The 20,125-nt window shown below is 68.4% G+C and carries 17 protein-coding genes; 11 read left to right on the top strand and 6 right to left on the bottom strand.

Features of this window, described 5'->3' with window-relative positions; genetic code table 11:
* Positions 1–825 carry an inositol monophosphatase family protein gene (locus R3E10_06340; GenBank protein MEZ4415354.1) on the bottom strand — a complete coding sequence of 275 codons (825 nt, stop codon included), beginning with the start codon at positions 823–825 and terminating at the stop codon, positions 1–3.
* Between the two features lie 140 nt (positions 826–965).
* Here R3E10_06340 and trpS point away from each other — a divergent pair, with 140 nt between their 5' ends.
* From trpS to R3E10_06315, 5 genes are all read left to right on the top strand, one after another.
* Positions 966–1,964, top strand: coding sequence for a tryptophan--tRNA ligase (gene trpS, locus R3E10_06335; protein MEZ4415353.1), 999 nt, complete (start codon positions 966–968; stop codon positions 1,962–1,964).
* A 276-nt stretch (positions 1,965–2,240) separates the two neighbouring features.
* On the top strand, positions 2,241–3,383 hold the full coding sequence (locus R3E10_06330; protein ID MEZ4415352.1) for a type IV pilus twitching motility protein PilT: 1,143 nt from the start codon (positions 2,241–2,243) through the stop codon (positions 3,381–3,383).
* Positions 3,384–3,473: 90 nt separating this feature from the next.
* Positions 3,474–4,403, top strand: a complete 930-nt coding sequence (locus tag R3E10_06325) for a dihydrodipicolinate synthase family protein (protein ID MEZ4415351.1) — start codon at positions 3,474–3,476, stop codon at positions 4,401–4,403.
* Between the two features lie 153 nt (positions 4,404–4,556).
* On the top strand, positions 4,557–5,810 hold the full coding sequence (locus R3E10_06320) for an adenylosuccinate synthase (GenBank protein ID MEZ4415350.1): 1,254 nt from the start codon (positions 4,557–4,559) through the stop codon (positions 5,808–5,810).
* A 25-nt stretch (positions 5,811–5,835) separates the two neighbouring features.
* Positions 5,836–6,750, top strand: a complete 915-nt coding sequence (locus R3E10_06315) for a cation diffusion facilitator family transporter (GenBank protein MEZ4415349.1) — start codon at positions 5,836–5,838, stop codon at positions 6,748–6,750.
* Positions 6,751–6,754: 4 nt separating this feature from the next.
* On the opposite strand, the gene R3E10_06310 is transcribed toward R3E10_06315, so the two are convergent.
* A complete protein-coding gene (locus R3E10_06310; GenBank protein ID MEZ4415348.1) occupies positions 6,755–8,107 on the bottom strand; it encodes a cytochrome c peroxidase in 1,353 nt (450 codons plus the stop codon).
* A gap of 231 nt (positions 8,108–8,338) precedes the next feature.
* Between R3E10_06310 and ffh the strand changes: the two genes are divergently transcribed.
* The 5 genes from ffh to R3E10_06285 all read left to right on the top strand — a co-directional run bounded on the left by ffh (position 8,339) and on the right by R3E10_06285 (position 14,146).
* Positions 8,339–9,640 (top strand): signal recognition particle protein, encoded by a 1,302-nt coding sequence (gene ffh / locus R3E10_06305; GenBank protein MEZ4415347.1) that lies wholly within the window; start codon positions 8,339–8,341, stop codon positions 9,638–9,640.
* A 49-nt stretch (positions 9,641–9,689) separates the two neighbouring features.
* On the top strand, positions 9,690–10,145 hold the full coding sequence (rpsP, locus tag R3E10_06300; GenBank protein ID MEZ4415346.1) for a 30S ribosomal protein S16: 456 nt from the start codon (positions 9,690–9,692) through the stop codon (positions 10,143–10,145).
* Positions 10,146–10,153: 8 nt separating this feature from the next.
* Positions 10,154–10,708, top strand: a complete 555-nt coding sequence (rimM, locus tag R3E10_06295) for a ribosome maturation factor RimM (protein ID MEZ4415345.1) — start codon at positions 10,154–10,156, stop codon at positions 10,706–10,708.
* 12 nt (positions 10,709–10,720) lie between these two features.
* Complete coding sequence (trmD, locus tag R3E10_06290; protein ID MEZ4415344.1) at positions 10,721–11,386, top strand: tRNA (guanosine(37)-N1)-methyltransferase TrmD; 666 nt, start codon at positions 10,721–10,723, stop codon at positions 11,384–11,386.
* Positions 11,387–13,216: 1,830 nt separating this feature from the next.
* Entirely contained in the window at positions 13,217–14,146 is a 930-nt protein-coding gene (locus R3E10_06285; protein ID MEZ4415343.1) for a 6-bladed beta-propeller, read from the top strand.
* A 29-nt stretch (positions 14,147–14,175) separates the two neighbouring features.
* Here R3E10_06285 and R3E10_06280 read toward each other — a convergent pair whose 3' ends face one another.
* From R3E10_06280 to R3E10_06265, 4 genes are all read right to left on the bottom strand, one after another.
* A complete protein-coding gene (locus tag R3E10_06280; GenBank protein ID MEZ4415342.1) occupies positions 14,176–16,812 on the bottom strand; it encodes an ADOP family duplicated permease in 2,637 nt (878 codons plus the stop codon).
* Positions 16,813–16,817: 5 nt separating this feature from the next.
* Complete coding sequence (locus R3E10_06275) at positions 16,818–17,123, bottom strand: helix-turn-helix transcriptional regulator (protein ID MEZ4415341.1); 306 nt, start codon at positions 17,121–17,123, stop codon at positions 16,818–16,820.
* 117 nt (positions 17,124–17,240) lie between these two features.
* Positions 17,241–18,677, bottom strand: coding sequence for an MATE family efflux transporter (locus R3E10_06270; protein MEZ4415340.1), 1,437 nt, complete (start codon positions 18,675–18,677; stop codon positions 17,241–17,243).
* Positions 18,674–19,348: a class I SAM-dependent methyltransferase gene (locus tag R3E10_06265; GenBank protein ID MEZ4415339.1), complete on the bottom strand. Its 675-nt coding sequence runs from the start codon at positions 19,346–19,348 to the stop codon at positions 18,674–18,676. Before R3E10_06265 ends, R3E10_06270 begins: the two co-directional genes overlap by 4 nt.
* A 213-nt stretch (positions 19,349–19,561) precedes the next feature.
* Here R3E10_06265 and R3E10_06260 point away from each other — a divergent pair, with 213 nt between their 5' ends.
* The gene (locus R3E10_06260) at positions 19,562–20,116 is read left to right on the top strand and encodes a sigma-70 family RNA polymerase sigma factor (protein MEZ4415338.1); all 555 of its coding nucleotides are present in this window, start codon (positions 19,562–19,564) and stop codon (positions 20,114–20,116) included.
* Positions 20,117–20,125: the final 9 nt, after the last annotated feature.

The following is a 20,125-nucleotide window of genomic DNA, read 5'->3' as shown; positions in this document are numbered from 1 at the left end:
TCAGTCCGTCGCGGAGCCGTCGGCGGCGGCCACCAGGTCCCCCAGACGCGCCAGGAACGCGGGACCGTTGGCGGCCATGAGAGCGCCGGGCTCGAGGTCGACCGGCGCCTGATCCAGGCGGGACGCCACGCCTCCCGCCTCCTGCAGGATGATCAGCCCCGCCGCGATGTCCCAGGGGGCCAGGTGCAGTTCCCAGAAGCCGTCCAAGCGTCCGCTGGCGAGGTAACAGAGGTCGAGGGCTGCCGCGCCCGTTCTCCGGATTCCGGCACACCCGCGCAACACGAGGTCGAACTGGCGGAGATAGCGGGGAAGTGCCTCGATCCGTTTGAAGGGAAAGCCGGTTCCGATCAGGGCCTCTCCAAAGTCCTCGACCGCCGAGGTACGCAGGCGCACCGGGGCGGTATCGCCCGGGCCGAGATACCAGGCCCCTCCTCCCTCCCAGGCCCACCAGCGCTCACCCGTGCGTGTCGCCGTTACCGCGCCGGCGCGGACCTTTCCGTCGAGCGCCACGGCGACGGAGGCGGCGAAGTAGGGATGTCCGTGGAGGAAGTTGGTGGTCCCGTCCAGAGGATCGACGATCCAGAGAGGCCCTGCGGCGTCGGTCCCATGGCCCAGCCCCTCTTCTTCGGCCAACACGGCGTGCGTGGGATGCCGGTCGAGGATGAGGTCGGTGATTTCACGTTGTGCTTCGAGATCCACCGCGGAGACGAAATCACCGCGCCCTTTGGTCGCGGTGTGATCACGGTGCGAGCGCCCGTAGTGACGGGCGTGCACGAGGGCCGCGGCGTCGGCGGCGGCGCGCGCGGTGGCGGTCCATTCCTGCAGCCGGTCCAGAGTTCCTCCCGATTCGTCTGTGCGGGTACAGATGGGTGTGGGGTCCCCCGCCCATCGGCGACCTGCTAAGTTAGGCGCCCCTTCGGCGCGGGACAGGGACGGCTCCCTGTCCGGAACGGATTGGAGTGACCGTGAGCAAGAAGCCCGTCGTCCTGAGCGGAGTGCAACCCACCGGCGAGGCCCATCTGGGCAACTACCTGGGTGCCTTCCGCCAGTGGGTGGAGATGCAGGATCGATACGAGACCTACTACTGCATTGTCGACCTGCACGCGATCAACACCGAGTACGATCCAGCCGATCTCCCGGACCGCGTCTTCGACATGGCCGTGAGCCTGCTGGCCGTCGGGATCGATCCGGAGCGCTCGACGCTGTTCGTTCAATCGGATGTGCCGGAGCACGTCGAGTTGTTCTGGCTGTTCAACACGGTCGCGCCGGTAGGTGACCTGGAACGCATGACGCAGTACAAGGACAAATCGTCCAAGCTGGAGTCGGTCCCCGTTGGCCTCCTCAACTATCCCGTGCTGCAGGCTGCCGACATCCTCATCTATCGCGCCGACGCGGTTCCGGTCGGGGAGGATCAACGGCAGCATCTCGAGCTCGCGCGCGACCTCGCCCGTAAATGGAACGCGCGCTTCGGGGAGCTGTTCCCCGAGCCCGATGCGATCATCCCGCGCGTGGGGCGCATCCTGGGGCTGGATGGCGAAGCGAAGATGTCGAAGTCCCTGGGGAACACCGTCGGTATCCTGGCCGAGCCGGACGCCGTCTGGGAACGGGTACGAACGGCGGTGACCGACCCGCAGCGTGTGCGCAAATCCGACCCGGGACGTCCCGAGGTGTGCAATGTGTTCAGCCTGCACACCTTGATCACGGATCCCGGGCGACTGGACGACATCGCCACCCAATGTCGCGCCGCGACGCGCGGGTGTGTGGAGTGCAAGCGCATCCTGGCGGACTCCATCTCGACTACGTTCGAGCCGTTCCGGGAGCGGGCCCAGGAGCTGCGTGCCCAGCCGGGTCGGGTGCGCGACATCCTCGAGGACGGTGCCGAACGGGCGCGGTCGGTCGCCAGCGAGACCCTACGCGAGGCCCGGGACCGCATGGGACTGAACTGGCGCGTCGGGCACGAGTAGCGCCGCCCCCGCCGACGGTCCGGCTCGGGCTCCTCCCCGCGGCCAGGCCCCGCACCCGGCCCGGGCTGCGGAGGCGCCACAGCACCCGCCGATGGTCCGCTTCCTGCTCCCCACCCACGGGCCGGAGACCCCCGGAGCCGTCTCACGCTCAGAAAGCGCCCCAACTGGCGCGCTTTCCGTGCGTCGGAGGTGGAGGGGAGGCTCCGGAGCGGCCTGAGCCGGAAAAAAGGGCTCGGGCGTGGGACCTCCCCGCCCATCAGGGACGAGCAGACGCCGATGACCGAGATCTTCAAGGCTGCCATCGAGAAGGGTGCCAGCGACATCCACCTGAAGTCCGGGGACGTGGTCCGGGCCCGGATCCACGGGACCCTCTATCCCCTGACGGAGCAGAAGCTGACGCACGAACAGGTGCGGCAGATCGCCCTCAAGCTCATTCCCCATGAGCGCGACCGGCAGCGCGTCGACGAGCTGCTCGACTACGACTGCTCGTGGGGGCTTCCCGGTCTCGGCCGCTTCCGCGTGAACATCCTGCGGCAGCGGGGCACGTTCTCGATCATCATGCGCGTGATTCCCATCGAGATCCCGACCTTCGAGGACCTGAAGCTGCCGACCGTCCTCGAGAAGATCTCGCAGAGCGAGCGCGGGCTGGTGCTGGTGACCGGCGTGACGGGCTCCGGAAAGTCGTCGACGATGGCGGCCATGATCGGGTACATCAACCGCAACCGGCAGCGACACATCGTGACGCTGGAGAACCCGATCGAGTTCCTGCATCGCGACCAGAGCTCTTCGATCACGCAGCGTGATGTCGGGACCGACACCGACTCTTTCCAGACGGGCCTGAGGGCCGCGCTCCGTCAGGATCCTGACGTCATCCTCATCGGCGAGATGCGCGACAAGGAGACCATCGACATCGCCCTGAAGGCGGCCGAGACCGGCCACCTGGTGATCTCCACGGTCCACACGCAGAACGCCTCCCAGACGATCTCTCGCCTGATCGCGGTGTTCGAGCCCAACGAGCAGGAGATGATCCGGATCCGTCTGGCCGAGACCCTCCAGGCCGTGGTCAGCCAGCGCCTGTTGCCGCGCTCGGACGGGCAGGGGCGGGTGGTGGCGGCGGAGGTGATGCTCGTGACAGGAACGATTCGGGATTGTATTCGTGATCCCGACCGGGTCGAGGAAATCAGCGAGCTGATCGAAGAGGGCCGGGGCCACTACGGCTCCCAGACCTTCGACCAGCACCTGATGGAGTTGGTGCGGTCCGGATTCGTCGAGTTCGAGGTGGCCAAGGGAGCCGCCAACAACCCGAACGACTTCGATCTGAAGATGAACCTCTTCGGGGACAGCTCGCCCCAGGACCGGATCTCCGGGGGACGGGACAGCGGGATGGCCTCGGAGATGGCTCAGTTCTTCGGGACCTAGGCGGTCGTCGGAGGGGAAACCCATCTGGCGTGCCGCTGACCTTCTGGGGGCGTGGTGCCGCCAGGGGCGACCCCTCGAACCAAGGCATCCATGGCGACCTCCGCGCGGCTCGATCTATCCGGCGTCTTCATTCCCGCCACCTCGCCGTTCGACCCCGTCTCGGGCGACCTGGACGTGGTGGGATTGCGAGCCAACGTGCGCCGCTGGAGCGGCACCGGCGTCAAGGGCATCGTCATCGGTGGGTCCACCGGGGAGGCGATGCTCCTGGACGACGAGGAACGCCTGGCGGCGCTGGACGCGACGGCGGGCGTGCTCCCCGACGGGGTGCTGCTCGTGGCCGGGACCGGTGCCGAATCGACCCGCCGCACCGTGCGCCTGACGCGTGAGGCCGCTGCCCATGGTGCCCATGCCGTCCTGGTGCAGCCACCCGCCTTCTACAAGGGCGCCATGACGCCCGAGGCGCTCCTGATCCACTACACCGCGGTGGCAGAGGCCTCTCCCGTGCCGGTGATCATCTACCAGGTGCCTCTGCGGCTCAGCACGCTCGACCTCCCCACCGGCCTCGTGGCCGAGCTGTCGAAGCATCCCAATGTGATCGGGATCAAGGACTCCCGGGGCCAGCTGGATCTGGTGGGCGACCTGGTCTCGCAGACGGTTACCGGCTTCCAGGTCCTGGTCGGGAGTGGAGCGCACCTGTACGCCTCCCTCGAGGTTGGGGCGGTGGGTGGGATTCTGGGCGTGGCCAACCTGGCGCCTCGGGAATCCGCGGCCATCTGCGCCGCGTTCGCGCGAGGCGACCACGCGGAAGCGGGGCGCATCCAGAAGGAGGTCGGGCCGGTGCACGTCGAGATCGTAGGTGGGCTCGGCGTTCCCGGAGTGAAGGCCAGCCTCGATCTGCTGGGCTACCGCGGCGGTGATCCGCGGCCGCCGCTGCGGCCGCTGCCCGACCGGGGCCGTGAGACCGCGCACAAGGTGCTGCGAGCGGCGGGGCTGCTGGAACCCGACCGCGTGCGTGCTTGACCCGCGCCGGGAAGCGGATACCTTCCACCAAAGGATGCCCGAGACGGGCCCGTCCCCCGCGGACGGGCCCGTTTTTCGTCGCTTCCCGTCCCACGTCCATTCAGCGAAGGAGTTCGGTCATTGGCCGGAGGGCGGCGAGGGCGGTGCACCGTCGTGGTCGGATGCCAGTGGGGCGACGAGGGCAAGGGGAAGATCGTCGACGTACTGGCGGCCGACGTGCAGGTGGTGGCGCGCTATCAGGGCGGCGCCAACGCCGGCCACACGGTGCACGTGGGTGACGACGAGTTCGTGCTCCATCAGATCCCGTCCGGGATCCTCCACGATGGCAAGCGCTGCTTGCTCGGGAATGGTGTGGTGCTGGACGTCGTGCAGTTCTTCGAGGAGCACGACGCCTTGGTGGCGCGGGGCCTGCGTATGGGTGGCCGCGTCGGGGTCAGCGGGCGTGCGCACGTGCTCCTGCCCTACCACCGCGCACTGGACCGGGCGCGTGAAGCAGCGGCGACCGCCAAGATCGGGACCACGGGTCGGGGCATCGGTCCTGCCTACGAGGACAAGGTCGGTCGGCGCGGACTTCGCGTCGGCGACCTCGCGGATGCGTCGGGCGTGGAGCGTTGGCTCGCGGGTGCGTTGACTCGCGCGCAGGACCTGCTCGAAGCATTGGGGCAGGATGTCTCCCAGGTGGAGCGGGAGACGCGTGAAGCGCTGGCCCTCGGCGCCCGTCTACATGGGCTGTCGACGGAGGTCGGGTCGGAGATCCTGACGGCGCTGAGCTCGGGGAAGGACGTGTTGCTGGAAGGCGCCCAAGGCACGCTGCTCGACCTGGATCAGGGCACCTATCCCTTCGTGACCTCCTCCAACACCACCGCCGCGGGTGCGCCGGTCGGGGTCGGAATCGGACCCACTGCGATCGACGACGTGCTCGGCGTATTGAAGGCCTACACCACACGGGTGGGGGAAGGCCCCCTCCCGACCGCGTTCCCAGCCGAGCTGGACGAGCAGGTGCGCGAATGGGGTGGGGAGTACGGTGCCACGACCGGTCGGCCGCGCCGTTGCGGTTGGTTCGACGGGGTCGTGGCCCGACACGCCGCGCGGGTCAATGGTCTGACCGGGTTGGCCATCACCAAGCTCGACGTGCTCGATCAATTGCCCGAGATCCAGATCGCGGTGGGGTATCGCACCCAGGGCGGGCAGACCGAGTTCTTCCCGGACGCCGCCTGCGGATACGACTCCATCGAGCCGGTGTACGAGACGCTCCCCGGTTGGATGACGTCCACTGCGGAGGCGCGCACCTTGGAGGATCTTCCTCGCAACGCGCGCGGCTATCTGAGCCGACTGCAGGACGTCGTGGGAGTCCCGATCCGCATGGTCTCCGTGGGTACGCGCCGGAGCGAGATCATCCGGGTCTGAACCGCCCCACCGTGCGGACGCCTATATGGTGAGTACGCTCGCAGGATACGCGCTGCTCTCGGTGCTGGCGGCGCTGGCCACCATCGCGCTCAAGACGGCCGCCTGGTGGCTGACCGGGTCCGTCGGCCTGCTTTCCGATGCGCTGGAGTCGCTGGTCAACCTGGTTGCGGCCGTGGTTGCCCTGGCGACCCTCTCGCTGGCCCGTCGGCCGCCCGACGAAGATCACGCGTACGGCCACGCGAAGATCGAGTACTTCGCCAGCGGGTTCGAGGGCGGCCTCATCGTGGTCGCGGCCCTGTCGATCGTGGGTACGGCCGTCTGGCGCCTGTTCGAGCCGCGACCGCTGGAGAGCTGGGGCATCGGGCTGGGACTCACAGCGGTGGCATCGGCCATCAACGTCGTCGTGGCCTGGGTGCTCCTGGGTGCGGCTCGCCGCCATCGGTCCATCGCGCTGGAGGGAGACGCCCAGCATCTGCTGTCCGACGTCGTGACCTCCCTGGCGGTGATCGGCGGCGTCGCGGGCGTCGCGCTCACCGGGATTCGTTGGCTGGACCCCGTGGTCGCCATCGGAGTGGCCTTCAACATCGTGCGCATCGGGTGGGGCCTGGTGCGGCGCTCGCTGCTGGGGCTGATCGACACCGCCTTGCCCGTCGATACACGCCGCGCCGTGGATGCGGTGCTGGACCGCTACCGCCGGCAGGGCGTCGACTTTCATGCCCTGCGCACCCGCCAGTCGGGGTTCCGCGGGTTCGTCTCGGTGCACGTGTTGGTGCCCGGAGAGTGGACCGTGCAGCGGGGACACGACCTCCTGGAGTCGCTCGAGTCCGAGATTCGCGCGATCGCGCCGGATCTGACGGTCTTCACGCATCTGGAGCCGGAGGAGGATCCCGCTTCATGGCACGACCTGAAGTTGGATCGCCATCCGCACGAGCCGAGCTGACCCCTCAGCAGCCCAACTCCACCTTGCTCCGTGGGTCGTTGACCGGGAAGCAGTAGCCGGAAGGCAGCTCCGACGGCACGTAGCGGTCGAGCTCTCCATCCAGGAGCCCCTCTTCCAGAAACCGGACCAGATCGTCCACCTCGGTCGCGGTGAGGCCCAGCGGAACGAAGAGGGGTGAGAGACGGTCGAGCGGTACCCGTGCGTTCTGCGGAACCGCGGCATTCTTGTACTCGACCACTGCCCGCAGCGTCGTGAAGGTCCCGCCGTGCCCGAGCGGGCCGGCTTCGATCAGGTTGTAGAGTTGGGGCACCTTGAAGGCGTAGGCATCCTGCGGCCGCCCGGTGAAGCCTCCCCGGCCCAGGTGCTCCGGTCGGCTCGGGTCCGCCCCTCCCTCGAGAAAGACGCCAGCGCCTTCCAGGTCGCCCATCCCCAGCGCGTGGAAGCTCATGCTGCTCAAGGCTGGGCCCGTGTGGCAGGACGAGCACCCGCCCTTGCCGAAGAACACCAGAGCGCCGCGCTTCTGCGCCTCCGTCAGGGCCGCGGCTTCGCCGCGCAGCCAGCGCTGGAAGGGAGCCCGGTCCGCCAGGAGGGTGCGTTCGTAGGCCGCGATGGCCAGCCCCGCCTGTTCGCGATCGATGGCGGCCCCAGGGAAGGCGGCCTCGAACAGCGCCCGATAGACCGGGTGGGTCGAGGCCATCGACGATGCGACGGCGCCCATCCGATGGACCGACAGGCCCGCGATCGCTTGGGTCTCGATGCCTTCGTACCCGAGGAAGTTGGCCTCCTTCGGGGTGCCCGGCGTCCAGGACGCCTCGGTGCCGCGGTTGGGGCCCGTGGCCCCGAACTGGCCGTTCCAGAGCATCACGGGCTGGTAGGCTGCGTTCAGCGGGGCGGGGGAGCGGATCGGCTGGACGTCGAGGTCGGCCAGCGGGTAGGCCGGATCGCGCGTGCGCATCTCACCCCGGGTGCCGAAGCCCATCCCTCCCTCTCCGATGCCCTGGCGGCGACCGGCCTGGAAGCCGGCGGCGGCGTTGTGGCAGGCGGAGCAGGAAGCGGCGAAGCGTCCCTCGGGGCGCCGCGTCTCGTTCATGAGGGCCGTCTCGTGGAAGAGAAGCCGGCCCAGGACCACCTTCTCCCGCGTGAGCGGGTTCCGGGGGTCCTGTGGGATCTCAGGGAGCTCGTCGGCGTGGGGAAGGAGGAAGAAGGTGAGCCCCTCCCCCTGGGAAACCTCGGTCAACCGGGCCTGCAGGGCCTCGTCCAGGCTGCCCGCATCCGGGCTGGTGCCGGTTCCGTCGCATCCGGCGAGCAGGATCCCCCCTCCCAGCAAGAAGGCGGAAAACTGCAGGGCGCTACGCATCGGGTCCCTCTGGGTCTGAGAACCGACCGCGCATACCCCGCAACACCGGGAACGTACCACCCCCGACCCCCCGGGAGCCCGGTCCTTCTCCCGGCCGGAGCGGTCATCCTTGAGGATTTCCGCGCCCGGCGGCTATCTTTTCAAGCTTTGCCGCCTCCATCGGCGGGCCCGTCGCCGGCCCGCGGCGGAGGCCTGCTGACCAGACGTGCGGGCCCGGGGGCCCTGATCCGGATGTTCGACGAGCTCGGCCAAAAGCTGGATACGGTCCTGGGGCGTTTCCGCCAGCGGGGCCTGCTCACGGAGCCCATGATCAAGGAGGGGCTGCGTGAGGTCCGGCGTGTGCTGCTGGAAGCCGACGTCAACTATCAGGTCACGCGCGAGTTCCTGACCCGTGTGCAGGCGCGGGCGCTGGAGGAGCCGGTCCTCAAGTCCGTCTCGCCCGGGCAGCAGATCGTCAAGATCGTGCACGACGAGCTCGCCCATCTCCTGGGAGACGAGCGCCCCACCCTGCGCTGGGCCGCCAGCCCGCCCACCGTGCTGATGGTGGTGGGACTGCAGGGCTCCGGGAAGACCACCACGGTCGCCAAGCTCGCGCGCCGCCTGCTCAAGGAGGGTCGGGAGCCCTTGCTGGCCGCCTGCGACCTCTACCGTCCGGCGGCCGTGGAGCAGCTCCAGACGCTCGGGCAGAAGGTCGGCGTCCCCGTGCATGCGGGCGCACCCGGAACGGATCCCGTGGAGATCGCCAAGCAGGCGCTGGCGGTGGCGCGGGAACAGAAGCGCTCGGTCCTCGTCATCGACACGGCCGGTCGGCTGCAGATCGACGAAGCGATGATGGACGAGCTGCGCCGCATCAAGGCGGAGCTGGGCCCCCAGGAGATCCTGCTGGTCGCCGACGCGATGACCGGTCAGGAGGCGGTCCGGATCGCGGAGGGCTTCAACGAGGCGCTCGCGCTGACGGGCGTGATCCTCACCAAGATGGACGGCGATGCCCGCGGTGGCGCTGCGCTCTCCATTCACGGGGTCACGGGAACGCCCATCAAATTCGTGGGGACGGGCGAAGGGGTGGCCGACCTCGAGCCGACGGATCCGCAACGCCTGGCCGGTCGCATCCTGCAGATGGGCGATGTGGTGGGCCTGGTGGAGCGGGCGGCCGAGGCCTTCGACGCCGACGAGCAGGCGCGCCTGGAGAAGAAGGTCCTGGGCAAGGGGCGCTTCACCCTCGAGGACTTCCTGGGCGCCATGCGGCAGGTGCAGAAGATGGGGCCGCTGGAGCAGGTCGCACGCATGATCCCCGGCCTGGGGAAGAAGCTCCCCACGGGCTCGGTGGACCCAAGGCGCATCAAGCACGTGGAGGCGATCATCCTCTCGATGACGCCTTCGGAGCGAAGGAAACCGGAGATCCTCAACGGATCGCGGCGGGCCCGCATCGCGCGAGGGAGCGGGCGACCGGTGGCGGAAGTGAACCGCCTGCTGAAGCAGTTCAAGGAAATGGAGAAGTTCCTCAAGCAGATGAAGGGCCTGGTGCCCCGCTGAGGGACTCACTCGGAACGCAACACGACACACCACTCCAGACAGAGGAACGATGGCCGTTCGCATCCGACTCCGGCGCATGGGCCGGAAGAAGCAACCGCACTACCGCATCGTGGTCGCAGACAGCGCCTCCCCCCGGGACGGACGCTTCGTCGAGACGCTCGGGTACTACAAGCCGCTCAGCTCGCCTGCGCGCGTGGTCGTCGACCTGGAGCGGGTGGACTTCTGGGTGGCCCAGGGCGCGCTGCCCTCGAACACCGTGAGGTCGCTCCTCTCCAAGGCGCGTTCCGGCGGGGACGGCAAGATCGCCGTGGGCGCTCCGGACGTGGAAGCCGAGAAGGCGGCCAAGGCCGCCCAGGTCGAGGCGAAGCGCAAGAAGGAGGCTGAGGCCGCGGCGACGGCTGCTGCGGAGGCGGCGGCGGCCGAAGCGGCTGCCCAGGCCGAGGCGGAAGCCGCGGCTGCCGAGGAGTCCGGCGAGGCGGAGGCCGAGCCCGCTGCGGAAGCCTGACGGGCCCGATGGACCCGTCCGGGGCTTCCGCGCCCCGCTTTCTCACCGTGGGCCATCTGAGCAAGGTCCACGGGATTCGCGGCGAGCTCTATGTCTGGTCCCTCACCGATCACCCGGATGACGTCTTCGTCCCGGGGGCGGCGTTCCGCGTAGGCGACGAGCGGGGGAGGCCGGTCGACGTGCCCGTGTCGCAGCTGCTGATGAACGAGGTCCGGCCCTACCGTCGCGGCTACCTGGTCCGCTTCGACGGGGTCGAAGATCGGACGGCCGCTGAGTTCCTGGTGGGGCACGACCTCCTGCTTCCCGTCGAGCAGGTGCAGGATCTGGACGAGGGCGAGTTCTTCTACCACGAGCTGTTGGGCGCTCCGGTCGAGACCGTCAGTGGCACTGCCGTGGGTTCGGTCCGGGAGGTCTACGAGCTGGCTCCGGCACACATGCTCGAGGTGAGTCGACCGGGGCGGGAGCCGCTGCTGGTGCCTCTCTCCCGTCCGATCGTACACGCGGTCGAGCGCGATCCGGTGCGCATCGTGATCGATCCTCCGGAGGGGTTCCTGGACCTCTAGCAGGTCAGACGCATGCGCATCAACATCGTCACCATCTTCCCGACCTTCTTCGACACACCGCTTTCCCTCTCCATCCCGGGACGGGTGCGCAAGGCCGGGCTGGCGGACGTGCATGTGGTCGATCTGCGTGATTTCACGCACGACCGCCACCGCACGGTGGACGATGTGCCGTACGGTGGGGGCGCCGGCATGGTGATGAAGCCCGAGCCCTTCTTCGAGGCGGTCGATCAGCTCGCCCCCTCGGGACCCATCGTGCTGCTCTCCGCGCGGGGCCGTGCCTTCCGACACGCGGATGCGGTCCGCTTCTCGGTGCAGGAGGAGCTGACCCTGCTCTGCGGGCACTACAAGGACGTCGACCAGCGTGTCGCCGATCATCTGGCCACCGAAGAGCTGTCCCTCGGTCCCTTCGTGCTGTCCGGGGGGGAGATCGCGGCGCTGGCCGTCACCGACGCCGTGCTACGCCTGCTCCCCGGTGCGCTCGGCGACCACGAGTCCGCGTCTTCCGACTCGTACTACGAGGAAGAGCATGTGAGCGCGCCCTCCTACACGCGCCCGCCGGAGTACCGGGGGCATCGGGTGCCGGAGGTGCTGCTCTCCGGGGATCACGCCAGGATCGCGGAGTGGCGTCGCCAGGCCGCGGCGGAGGCTGAGGCGCGGAGGAACGCTGGTGACTCGTGATGGTTCAGGTCTGAGGGCTGATCTTCCCGGCACCCCCTCCTGAACGAGCCGGCGACCCGGGGAGCACCCACGGCGGCTCGAATCGACCGTGGCGCGCCGCCGTGGTCGAAGGGGCCAGCAGATCACGCCACCTGATCCCATCGCGGCCGGCCAGAGGCGTGCGCCTCTCGGGCCGTGTGGGGGCCCCGCGGCGCAGCGCTCCGACCAGGCCGCGAGGCGCGCGACGACTGCGACCGCGGTTGCTTTGCTGGGTTGATAGGCAGGCTAGGCGCGGTGGCACGCCGTCTCTCCGACGCCTTGTTCCAGGCCGAAGAAGGCATTGACCTGTCGGGGTCAGCGACGCCGGCCCTCTGCCGCTGCGATCTCGGATCCGCTGCCTATTGCCCCCCCCCCGTCACCCGCACTACCTTACGCGCAATAGCTTTTACTATGGGCCCCCCCGGCTCTGAGAAGTCCTTCATTCGGCGCAGGGGGGCTGAAATGTGGCGTGACTGTGGGGGTTGGGTCGCTGGTCTCCTCTTCTTGGTCGCTTTCCGGCCCGCAGACGCATCAAGTCAGACCCCCGAGTACTGCGATCCTGAGCATCTTCCCACCGCGGCGGGTCCGCGGTATTCCGTACCCCCCCGTCTGCTCGCTCCGCTAGAGGCCCGTGGTCGTCTCGATACGGAGTATCCAGTCGCCGCACGCGAAGTTGGCGTGGTTCGGACGGTCTTCCTGTGGCTGTTGATCGATACACGCGGGGCGGTCACGGCCGTTAAGATGGCGGAGTCCAGCGGACTACCGTTGGCTGACAGCGCGGCAGTTTCGACAGCAAGGTCCCTACGATTCGCACCTCCATACATCGGGCGGGAAGTGGCCTGCGGATGGAGTCGATTTCCTTTCGTATTCGCCCCCAAGACACCAGCCGCACCGGCTGGCCCCTCTCATCTCTGACGAGGAGCACTCGATCATGTTGCGACGCACACTACTTCTGGCCGGGGTCGGCGTGCTGTTGGGTTTGAATGTCAGGGCTCTCCGCGCTTCCTCCACAGACGTGCCTGAGGTCAGGCAAGGGGTCTGGACGGTCTGCATGTACCAGTATGGATGGCCCTTCGGCGAGTGCGTGGATTGGATACACGAAGGATGTATCATTGACATTCAGTGCATCCAATAGAGACTGGAGGGGGCGGGCGGCCACCGGCGGGCGCTCGTCCCCTTACCTCCGATCCGTACTGTGACGATTGACAGAGTACTCGCAATCGCTACGGTGGTGCTGGCGACCACTCTCGTGGTCTTCAAAGTGCGGGGTAGCCCCCATACCGAACCGCGTTCGTCGGAGGAGTGGGAGGCCTTGGCTCAGGACCCACTCCTACCAGGCGACGTGCTCCGATCGTCTCTCCGCTCCCTCGAAGGTGACTCCCCACACACGGGGGAGGGGTGTTGGCATGCGATCGTCGCATCAACTCTCTGTCCTTGGTGTCGCAGGCTAGCAAGCGAATGGTACAGCGGACCAGCGAAGCTCCGCGCGATTTGGATCTTCGCCGAAGCCCGGCAAGAGGTGAGTCAGTTCGTGACGCAATATCGACTAAGCGCTGATTCTGTCTTCCTTGCAGACGACGTAGCCGACTTGCCCGAGTTCGGAGTCTTTGCGACGCCAACCCGGCTGACCGTGGTGGGAGATACGATTAGCGACCTGAGCGTCCTCCAGGAGTTACCGACCGCGGAAGAGGGAGTGATCCAGTGCGAATCGAGCCCATAGGCGGGATGGTGGCCGCTCGCCTGGCCCTTGCGTGTGCGGTCGGAGTTGTAGGAGCTGCGTGCGGGAACGAACCGGATGGGCCCGGAGGAAGGGTGATCGCGGTTGAGCGCTGGGATACTGTCTTTGCCCTTGGTTCCGTCGATCCGACCGACACGACTCTGGTTTCCCCGAGTGAGATCGAGGTATGGAACGATCAGATCGCCGTCCTGGAGGGACTAGCTCGCCGAATCCAAAGCTTCGACGCTCGAACGGGTCGTCGGCGCTGGTCGTATGGTCGTGAGGGACGTGGCCCGGGGGAGCTGGCGCAGCCTTTCAACATGTGGATCGACGAGAGCGACAATCTCCGGGTGTGGGATGATCGCAATCGAAAGCAGTTGGTGCTTGACCAGCGCGGCGAGTTCTTTGAAGAAATCTACTATCGGGAGCTGTGGGGCCTGTCTACGAGCCCCACTGGATTCGGCCAGCGCATGGTTTGGACACAATTGCAGCCGGGTCGCCCGGCGATGATCACCGATATCGAGAGCCATGAGCTTGTCGATTCGGTGACGGTCGAGTGGCCAGTTCCGCCGTCAGTCGACTTCAAGCCCGAGCTCCTCACCAAGACGGCCGCATCGCCGTCCGCATGGGCCGCTGGCTTGTATTCGGGTCCCTTCTTCGCAGTTGGGACGCCCGTGGGCGTGAAGGTGCACCCGCTCATTGAGCCGATTCCCTACACGAGAGCGCCGGGCGCTTGGTTCGCAACGGATCCAAGGGCGGACAGCTCCTACTACGGCGCGCGCGACATCGCGATCGCCGATTCAAGGGTGTTCATTCTGTCGGGCGGCCGACCAAAGCGGGCCGCTCACGCGAGCCAGCCTACGACGATGATCGACGTATACTCCCTGGACGGGGAGTATCTGCACAGCTACCGACTGCCATTCGATGGTGCGGCTCTCGCAACGAGGGACGGTCGGACGTTCTATGTGGCCACGCTCGTGCAGGGCTCCTACCCCCACATCTTCGGGTTACGACCTGCGGACTAGGTTCGTCGCGCCCTCCAAGCCCGCTCCAGCTACTCCTGCCGCAGCGTCTCGAGCGGGTCCGTGCGACCCGCTCGCCGAGCCGGGAGCCAGCTCGCCACCACCGCAGTGGTCAGGAGAAGGAGTGCCGATCCGACCATCGTGGGCAGGTCGTGGGTGTCGACCCCCCAGAGTCGGTTGGCGAGCAGGCGGCCCGAGACCCAGGCGCCGCCGAGTCCCAACAGCACGCCGAGGCCGGTGAGGCCCAGCCCACCCAGGAGAAGGGAGCGCTCGATGTGCCCGCGCGACGCCCCCAGGGCCAGCCGAATGGCCAGATCCCGCCGCCGGCGGCCCGCCACGTAGAGCAGAAGCCCGTACAGCCCTCCCGCCGCCAACAGCAGCGCGAGCGCCGCCAGCGAGCCGAACAAGGCCGAATCGAAGCGGCGGCCGGCGTTGGCCTCCCGGACCATGTCCTCGAGGGAGCGAACCGCGGGAACCGGCAGCCCGGGGGCCACCGACCAGACCGCGTCCCGAAGCTGGCGTGGCACATCGGTGGCGGAGGGCTCCATGCGTACTGCGAAGGTCGCGCGGTCGACCACGAAGGGGAGCTGTTCCAGCGGGAGGTACAGCGCCGGTCCGTGTTCGTACTCGGCCCCATAGTGGCGGTCGTCGGCGGCGACCCCGGTGATGAGCGCGGAGAAGCCCACGTCGAGCGTCTGACCCACCGCCGCTGCGGCCGAACCGTAGAGCACGGTGGCCAGCGGCTCGGAGATCACGATCGGCGCGGGGTCGGCCGTGGACTCGGCGCGGTCCCACCCACGCCCGGCCAGCACCGCGAGCTGGAAGGTGTTGAAGTACTCGGCGCTGACCGGATGGAGCATCACCCGCACCTCGTCCCGGCCGGCGACTTCGATCTCGCGGGACCAGCAGCAGCGACGCCCCCCGGTCATCTGCATGGGAACCGTGAGGCCGACCGTAGCGCTCCGGGCTCCGGGCACCTCGGAGAGCGCGGTCCGGATGGCTTCCATGTCCCTGAGCCATTCCTCGGTGGTGCCCGTCTCCGCGGGCGTCACCGGGACTGCCCATACATGACTGGGATCGATGCCGAGGGACTGTCCTTGCACCTCGAGGAAGCTGCGCAGCAGCAGGCCGGCCCCCGCCACCAGCGTGAGCGATAGCGCAACCTCCGCGACCACCAGGCCGGAGCGCAGCGTGCGGACTCCGCGGCCCTCCGTCGCGGTGCGGGTAGCGCCGCGCACGGCCCCTGCCAGGTTCTCCCGCGCGGCCCGCAGTGCCGGCAGCAGCCCGAACGTCAGCGCCGTCAACACGCCCAGCGCCGCGGCGAAGCCCAGCACGCGTAGATCAAGGTGCACGGACGCTTCGCGAGGCAGGGTCTGGGGGTTCAGGGCCAGGAAGGTGCGCAGCCCCAGCGCCGACAGGGCCACGCCCAGGAGTCCGCCGACCAACCCCAGCACGAGGCTCTCGGCGAGCAACTGTTCCACCAGGCGCAGACGACCGGCACCGAGCGCGTGCCGCACCGACATCTCCTGTTGTCGCTCCAGTCCGCGCGCCAGGAACAGGTTGGCCACGTTCGCGCAGGCTACCAGCAACAAGATGGCGACGGCCCCGAACAGCAGCGACAGGCCCTGGCGCACCCGCTGCACCGTCACCTCTGCGAGTGGCGTCAGCGGGATCTCCTTCGGGGCGTCGCTGTCGCGCAGCCGGTAGTTGTTGTCGACGGGGGCCATCGCCACCATCAGTGCGTCCATCTCGGCCTGGGCCGCGGCCGCGGTCGTTCCCGGCGCCAGGCGGCCGGCCACTTCCAGCACCGAGTAGTCGTGGGAGCTGAACGCTTCGGCGCTCCAGTCCACGGGTTTCCACACGTCGATGTGCTGCCCGACCAGGGCCTCCGGCGTCGCGAAGCTTCCGTCCAGGATCCCCACCACCAGCGCGGGCGACCCGTCCAGGGAGATCGTGCGTCCGACCAGATCCGGATCGGCCCCCCACAACTGCCGCCAGGTGGACTCCGAGAGCACCACCGCGCCGCTGGACGGATCGTCGTCGGGACGGAGCAGGCGGCCCCGCAGGGCCGACGCTCCGAACAACGAGAAGAAGTCCTCCGTGACGGAGGCGCGCTCCAGCCGCTCCGGAGGGCCGTTCCCCACAAGGTTGACGTCGTCGGTGTATGCGCCGCCCCACTGCTCGACCGTCTGGAAGTCACCGAGCTCGTGGAAGAGGGGACCGGAATGGGAGCCGTGCTCCAGGTAGACGAGCCGATCCGCCGCTGGGTAGGGAAGCGCCCGCAGGATCACGTGATCGACGATGGTCGCGATGGTGGTGACGGCTCCCACCCCCAGGCCCAACAGGAGGACCACGGTCCAGGTGAAGGAGGGAGCACGGGCCAGGGAGCGCAGCGCGACGCGCAGGTTGCGGGTCCAGCGGTCCATGACGAGTTCCCTGACGCGGAGCAGGTGGGGGGAGCGGGGGGCGCCGAGATGCGACAGCCACTCGGAGAGGAGCGCACCAGGCAGGCGCCCGAAACAGCGGAGCGCCAGGCGGGTGCGCTGGCGGTCGACCGTGGCCTCGGCCCAGAGCGCCCGGAACGTGGCCGCCGCCTCGGCGGCGTGACGATCGCGAAAGGACGCCGGGAAGAGCCGCAGGAGCCGCTCGTACAGGCCGGGGACGCTCACCGACCCTATCCGTCGGCTACGAGGGGACGAGCCTCGGCGAGCAGGTGCTCGAGCCGGCGCAGCTCGGCCGCCAGGACCACCCGGCCGTCGGCGCTGAGGGAGTACGTCCGCCGGCGTTCGTCCCCATCGGCCTCCACCTCGGCCACCCAGCCTTCCCCCGACATCCGTCGTAGCGCGCGGTAGAGGTTGGCAGGGTCGAGTTGAACGCCCGAGCGGGAGCGGGCCTCCACGGCTTTGATGATTCCGTAGCCGTGGAGCGGCTGCTCCGCCAGGACGGCCAGGATCATCAGGTCGCGCGGGTTCAGCGGCACGGCGGGTCCAGGGCTCATGCGCCAGCATAACTGTCGATCGACTAATAGTCAATCGACTAATATCAGTGGCCACTCAGCGCGTTCTGGATGGACCCGGGGGTCGTGGCTCCGGACGAGTCATCCGCGCGCTGCGCCGGGTCGGGACTCGATGTCCACCACGATGTGCCGCCACTTCCCCTGGCGGAAGCGAACCACCGACAGCAGGGCTCGCGTGATGTGACCGAGCAGGATGGCGAGCCACACGTCTCCGGGCCGGAGGCCGCGCGTCTGCTGGAGCACGAAGCAGAGCCCCAACGGAATCACGATCTGGGAGACGATGGAGATGTAGAGCGGGCTCTTGGTGTCGCCGCTTCCCTGCAAGCCGCCGGTGTAGGTGAGGGCCACCGTGATGAAGAGCCCCGAGAGGCTGAGGAAGCGTAGCAACTGCAAGCCGAGCCCCACCACCACTGGCTCGGTCATGCCGAACAGCCCGAGCAGTGCCTCCGGCAGGAACAGGAAGAGTGCCCCCACCGTGACGGCCACGCCCAGTCCGATGCGAGCGGCGCCATGCACGGCCTGGATCGCGCGCTCCGGGTGCTTGGCGCCCAGATTCTGTCCCACCACGGCCGAGGTGGCGCCCATCAGCCCCACCGACGTCCAGGTGATGAGCGAGAACAGCTCGGTATACGCGACCGCGTAGGCGGCCTGTGCCTCCGCGCTCTGCTCCAGCGAGCCGATGAAGCGCAGCAGCAACACACCCGCGACGTTCATGGCCACGCCCTGGACGCCCGTGGGGAGCCCGAAGCGGAACAGCGAGCGGATCACCTCACCGTCGGGTTTCAGTGACATTCCCTTGGGGAAGCCCACCACCCAGCGCTCGCGTCTGAGCTGCACCAAGGCCACGATGGCCATCGACCAGGTTGCGATGACCGTGCCCATGGCGGCGCCCAAGGTACCGTAGGCCGGGATCGGGCCCAGACCACGGATGAAGATCACGTTCAGCACGATGTTCAGCACCGTGACGACCAGGCCGTAGCGCAGCGGCGTGCGGGCGTCGCCGGCGGCGCGCAGCGCGCCCCCCAGCATGAAGAAGATCAGCATGCCGAAGCTGAAGAGGAACAACAGCCGCAGGTACGGCAGGGCCTCCGCTTTGACTGCGGGTGCGGCGTTGACGAGATCCAGCAACGAGGGCGCGAGCAGCAGGCCGATCGGGGCCAGCACGAGCACGGAGAGGAAGACCGCGGTGAGGAAGGCCTGATAGACGGTGCGGTTCACCTTGTCGTGATCGCCTTGCCCGGCGAAGCGCGCCACCAGGATGCCCATCCCCGCGAAGAGCGAGGAGATGAAGACGATCACCACCAGGAAGATCTGCCAGCTCACGCCGATGGCAGCGTTCCCGGTGAATCCCACGTAGCGCCCGACCATGATGTGGTCGACGATGCCCTGCAGCCCGCCGATCATGTTCTGCAGCATGGTGGGCCAGGCGATCTTCCAGACCGCCTTCAGCACGGGGCCCTCGACGATGGAACGATCGAAGGTGCGCGTCCGTCCTCCCGGTCGTTGACGGTCGCTCACGAGCGTTGCCCCATCCAGACGGTGGTGGGACCCAGCCGCCACATCAGACGCGCGTCGAATCCGGCGCGCCCGAGCGCCTCGAGCTCCTGGTCCAAGGGAAAGTAGGTGTCCTCGCGAGCCCACTCGTCGAAGAGCGTCCAGCAGCGCTCCTCATCGATCCCAGACGTCACCATGTGGTCCACCCACTCCCGGTACGTGGCGTCCCGCTCGCTGCGGGTCTGGGGAATCGTGACGTCCCCGCACACGAAGACGCCCCCCGAAGGAAGCGCGTCGAAGATGCGGCCGTAGAGCGCCTCCTTCTCCGCCAGCGTCGGGACGTGATGCAGGGCCAGCGAGGCCATGACGGCGTCCGCGGGCGGGATGGGCTCCAGGAAGGAGCGGGCTACGAAGCGGGCGCGGTCGCCATGGCGGGCCAGCCGAGCGCGTGCCAGCTCCAGCATCGCTTCGTCCACGTCCAACAGATCCACGCTCACCGTGGGCGCACGAGCCAGCAGGGCAGCCGACAGGCTACCGGAACCTGCCCCGAGATCCAGCGCACGCCGAGCGCCGGCCGCCTGGACCACGCGCGACGCCTCTTCGAGCATGGACTCATAGCCCGGGATGTAGCGCCGGATGGTGGCGTCGTAGGTATCGATCTCGATCCCGAGGTGCTGTCGGACGGAATGGGTCAAAGGGGGTGCCGGACATGGGGAACGAAGGACTCCGAATATGGTGGGGGAGGGCGCTGCGGGGGAGGGAAGCGCCAGTTGTGATTTGGGGCGCCGGGGCGGAAGTTGACCGGATCGCGGAGGTCCCCTGGGCAACGCCGGGGTGTCCGGTTCCTGATCTCCGCTGCGCGTGAGCCACCGGGATCGCCTTTCTCGCCCTTCAGGGAGTGGACAGAGGTGGAATCCGTCGACGTGACCCAATTGCTGGCCGAAGCGACCGCCGGAGACGGTGCCGCCATCGACCGGCTGCTGCCGATCGTCTACGACGAGCTACGGGAGTTGGCGGGCCGGCACCTGCGGCGCGAGCGGGACGATCACACCCTGAACGCGACCGCACTGGTCCACGAGGCCTACCTGCGGCTGGTGCGGGTGGACCGGATGGAGTGGCAGGGCCGGGCCCACTTCTTCGCGATGGCGTCCCGACTCATGCGGCGCATCCTGGTCGACCACGCCTTGGCTCGGAAGGCGCAGAAGCGGGGCGGCGGCCAGCCCATGGCCGATATCGACGGAGTCTCGGTCGCCGTCTCGGACGAGGTGGAGGATGTGCTCGCGCTGGACGAAGCGCTCTCCCGACTGGGCGAGGTGAGCGAGCGGCAGTGCAGGGTCGTGGAATGTCGGTTCTTCGGAGGCATGAGCATGGAAGAGACCGCCGAGGCGCTCGGGATCTCCCCCGCCACGGTCAAGCGCGATTGGGCGGTGGCGCGGGCCTGGTTGAACCGCGAGCTCTCCTGACCACCCGGG

It is taken from the genome of Gemmatimonadota bacterium, from assembly GCA_041390105.1.
GTDB lineage: Bacteria > Gemmatimonadota > Gemmatimonadetes > Longimicrobiales > Gaopeijiaceae > JAGQIF01.
Note: the sequence above shows the minus strand (reverse complement) of the source record. Positions and strands in the feature narration are given on the sequence as shown.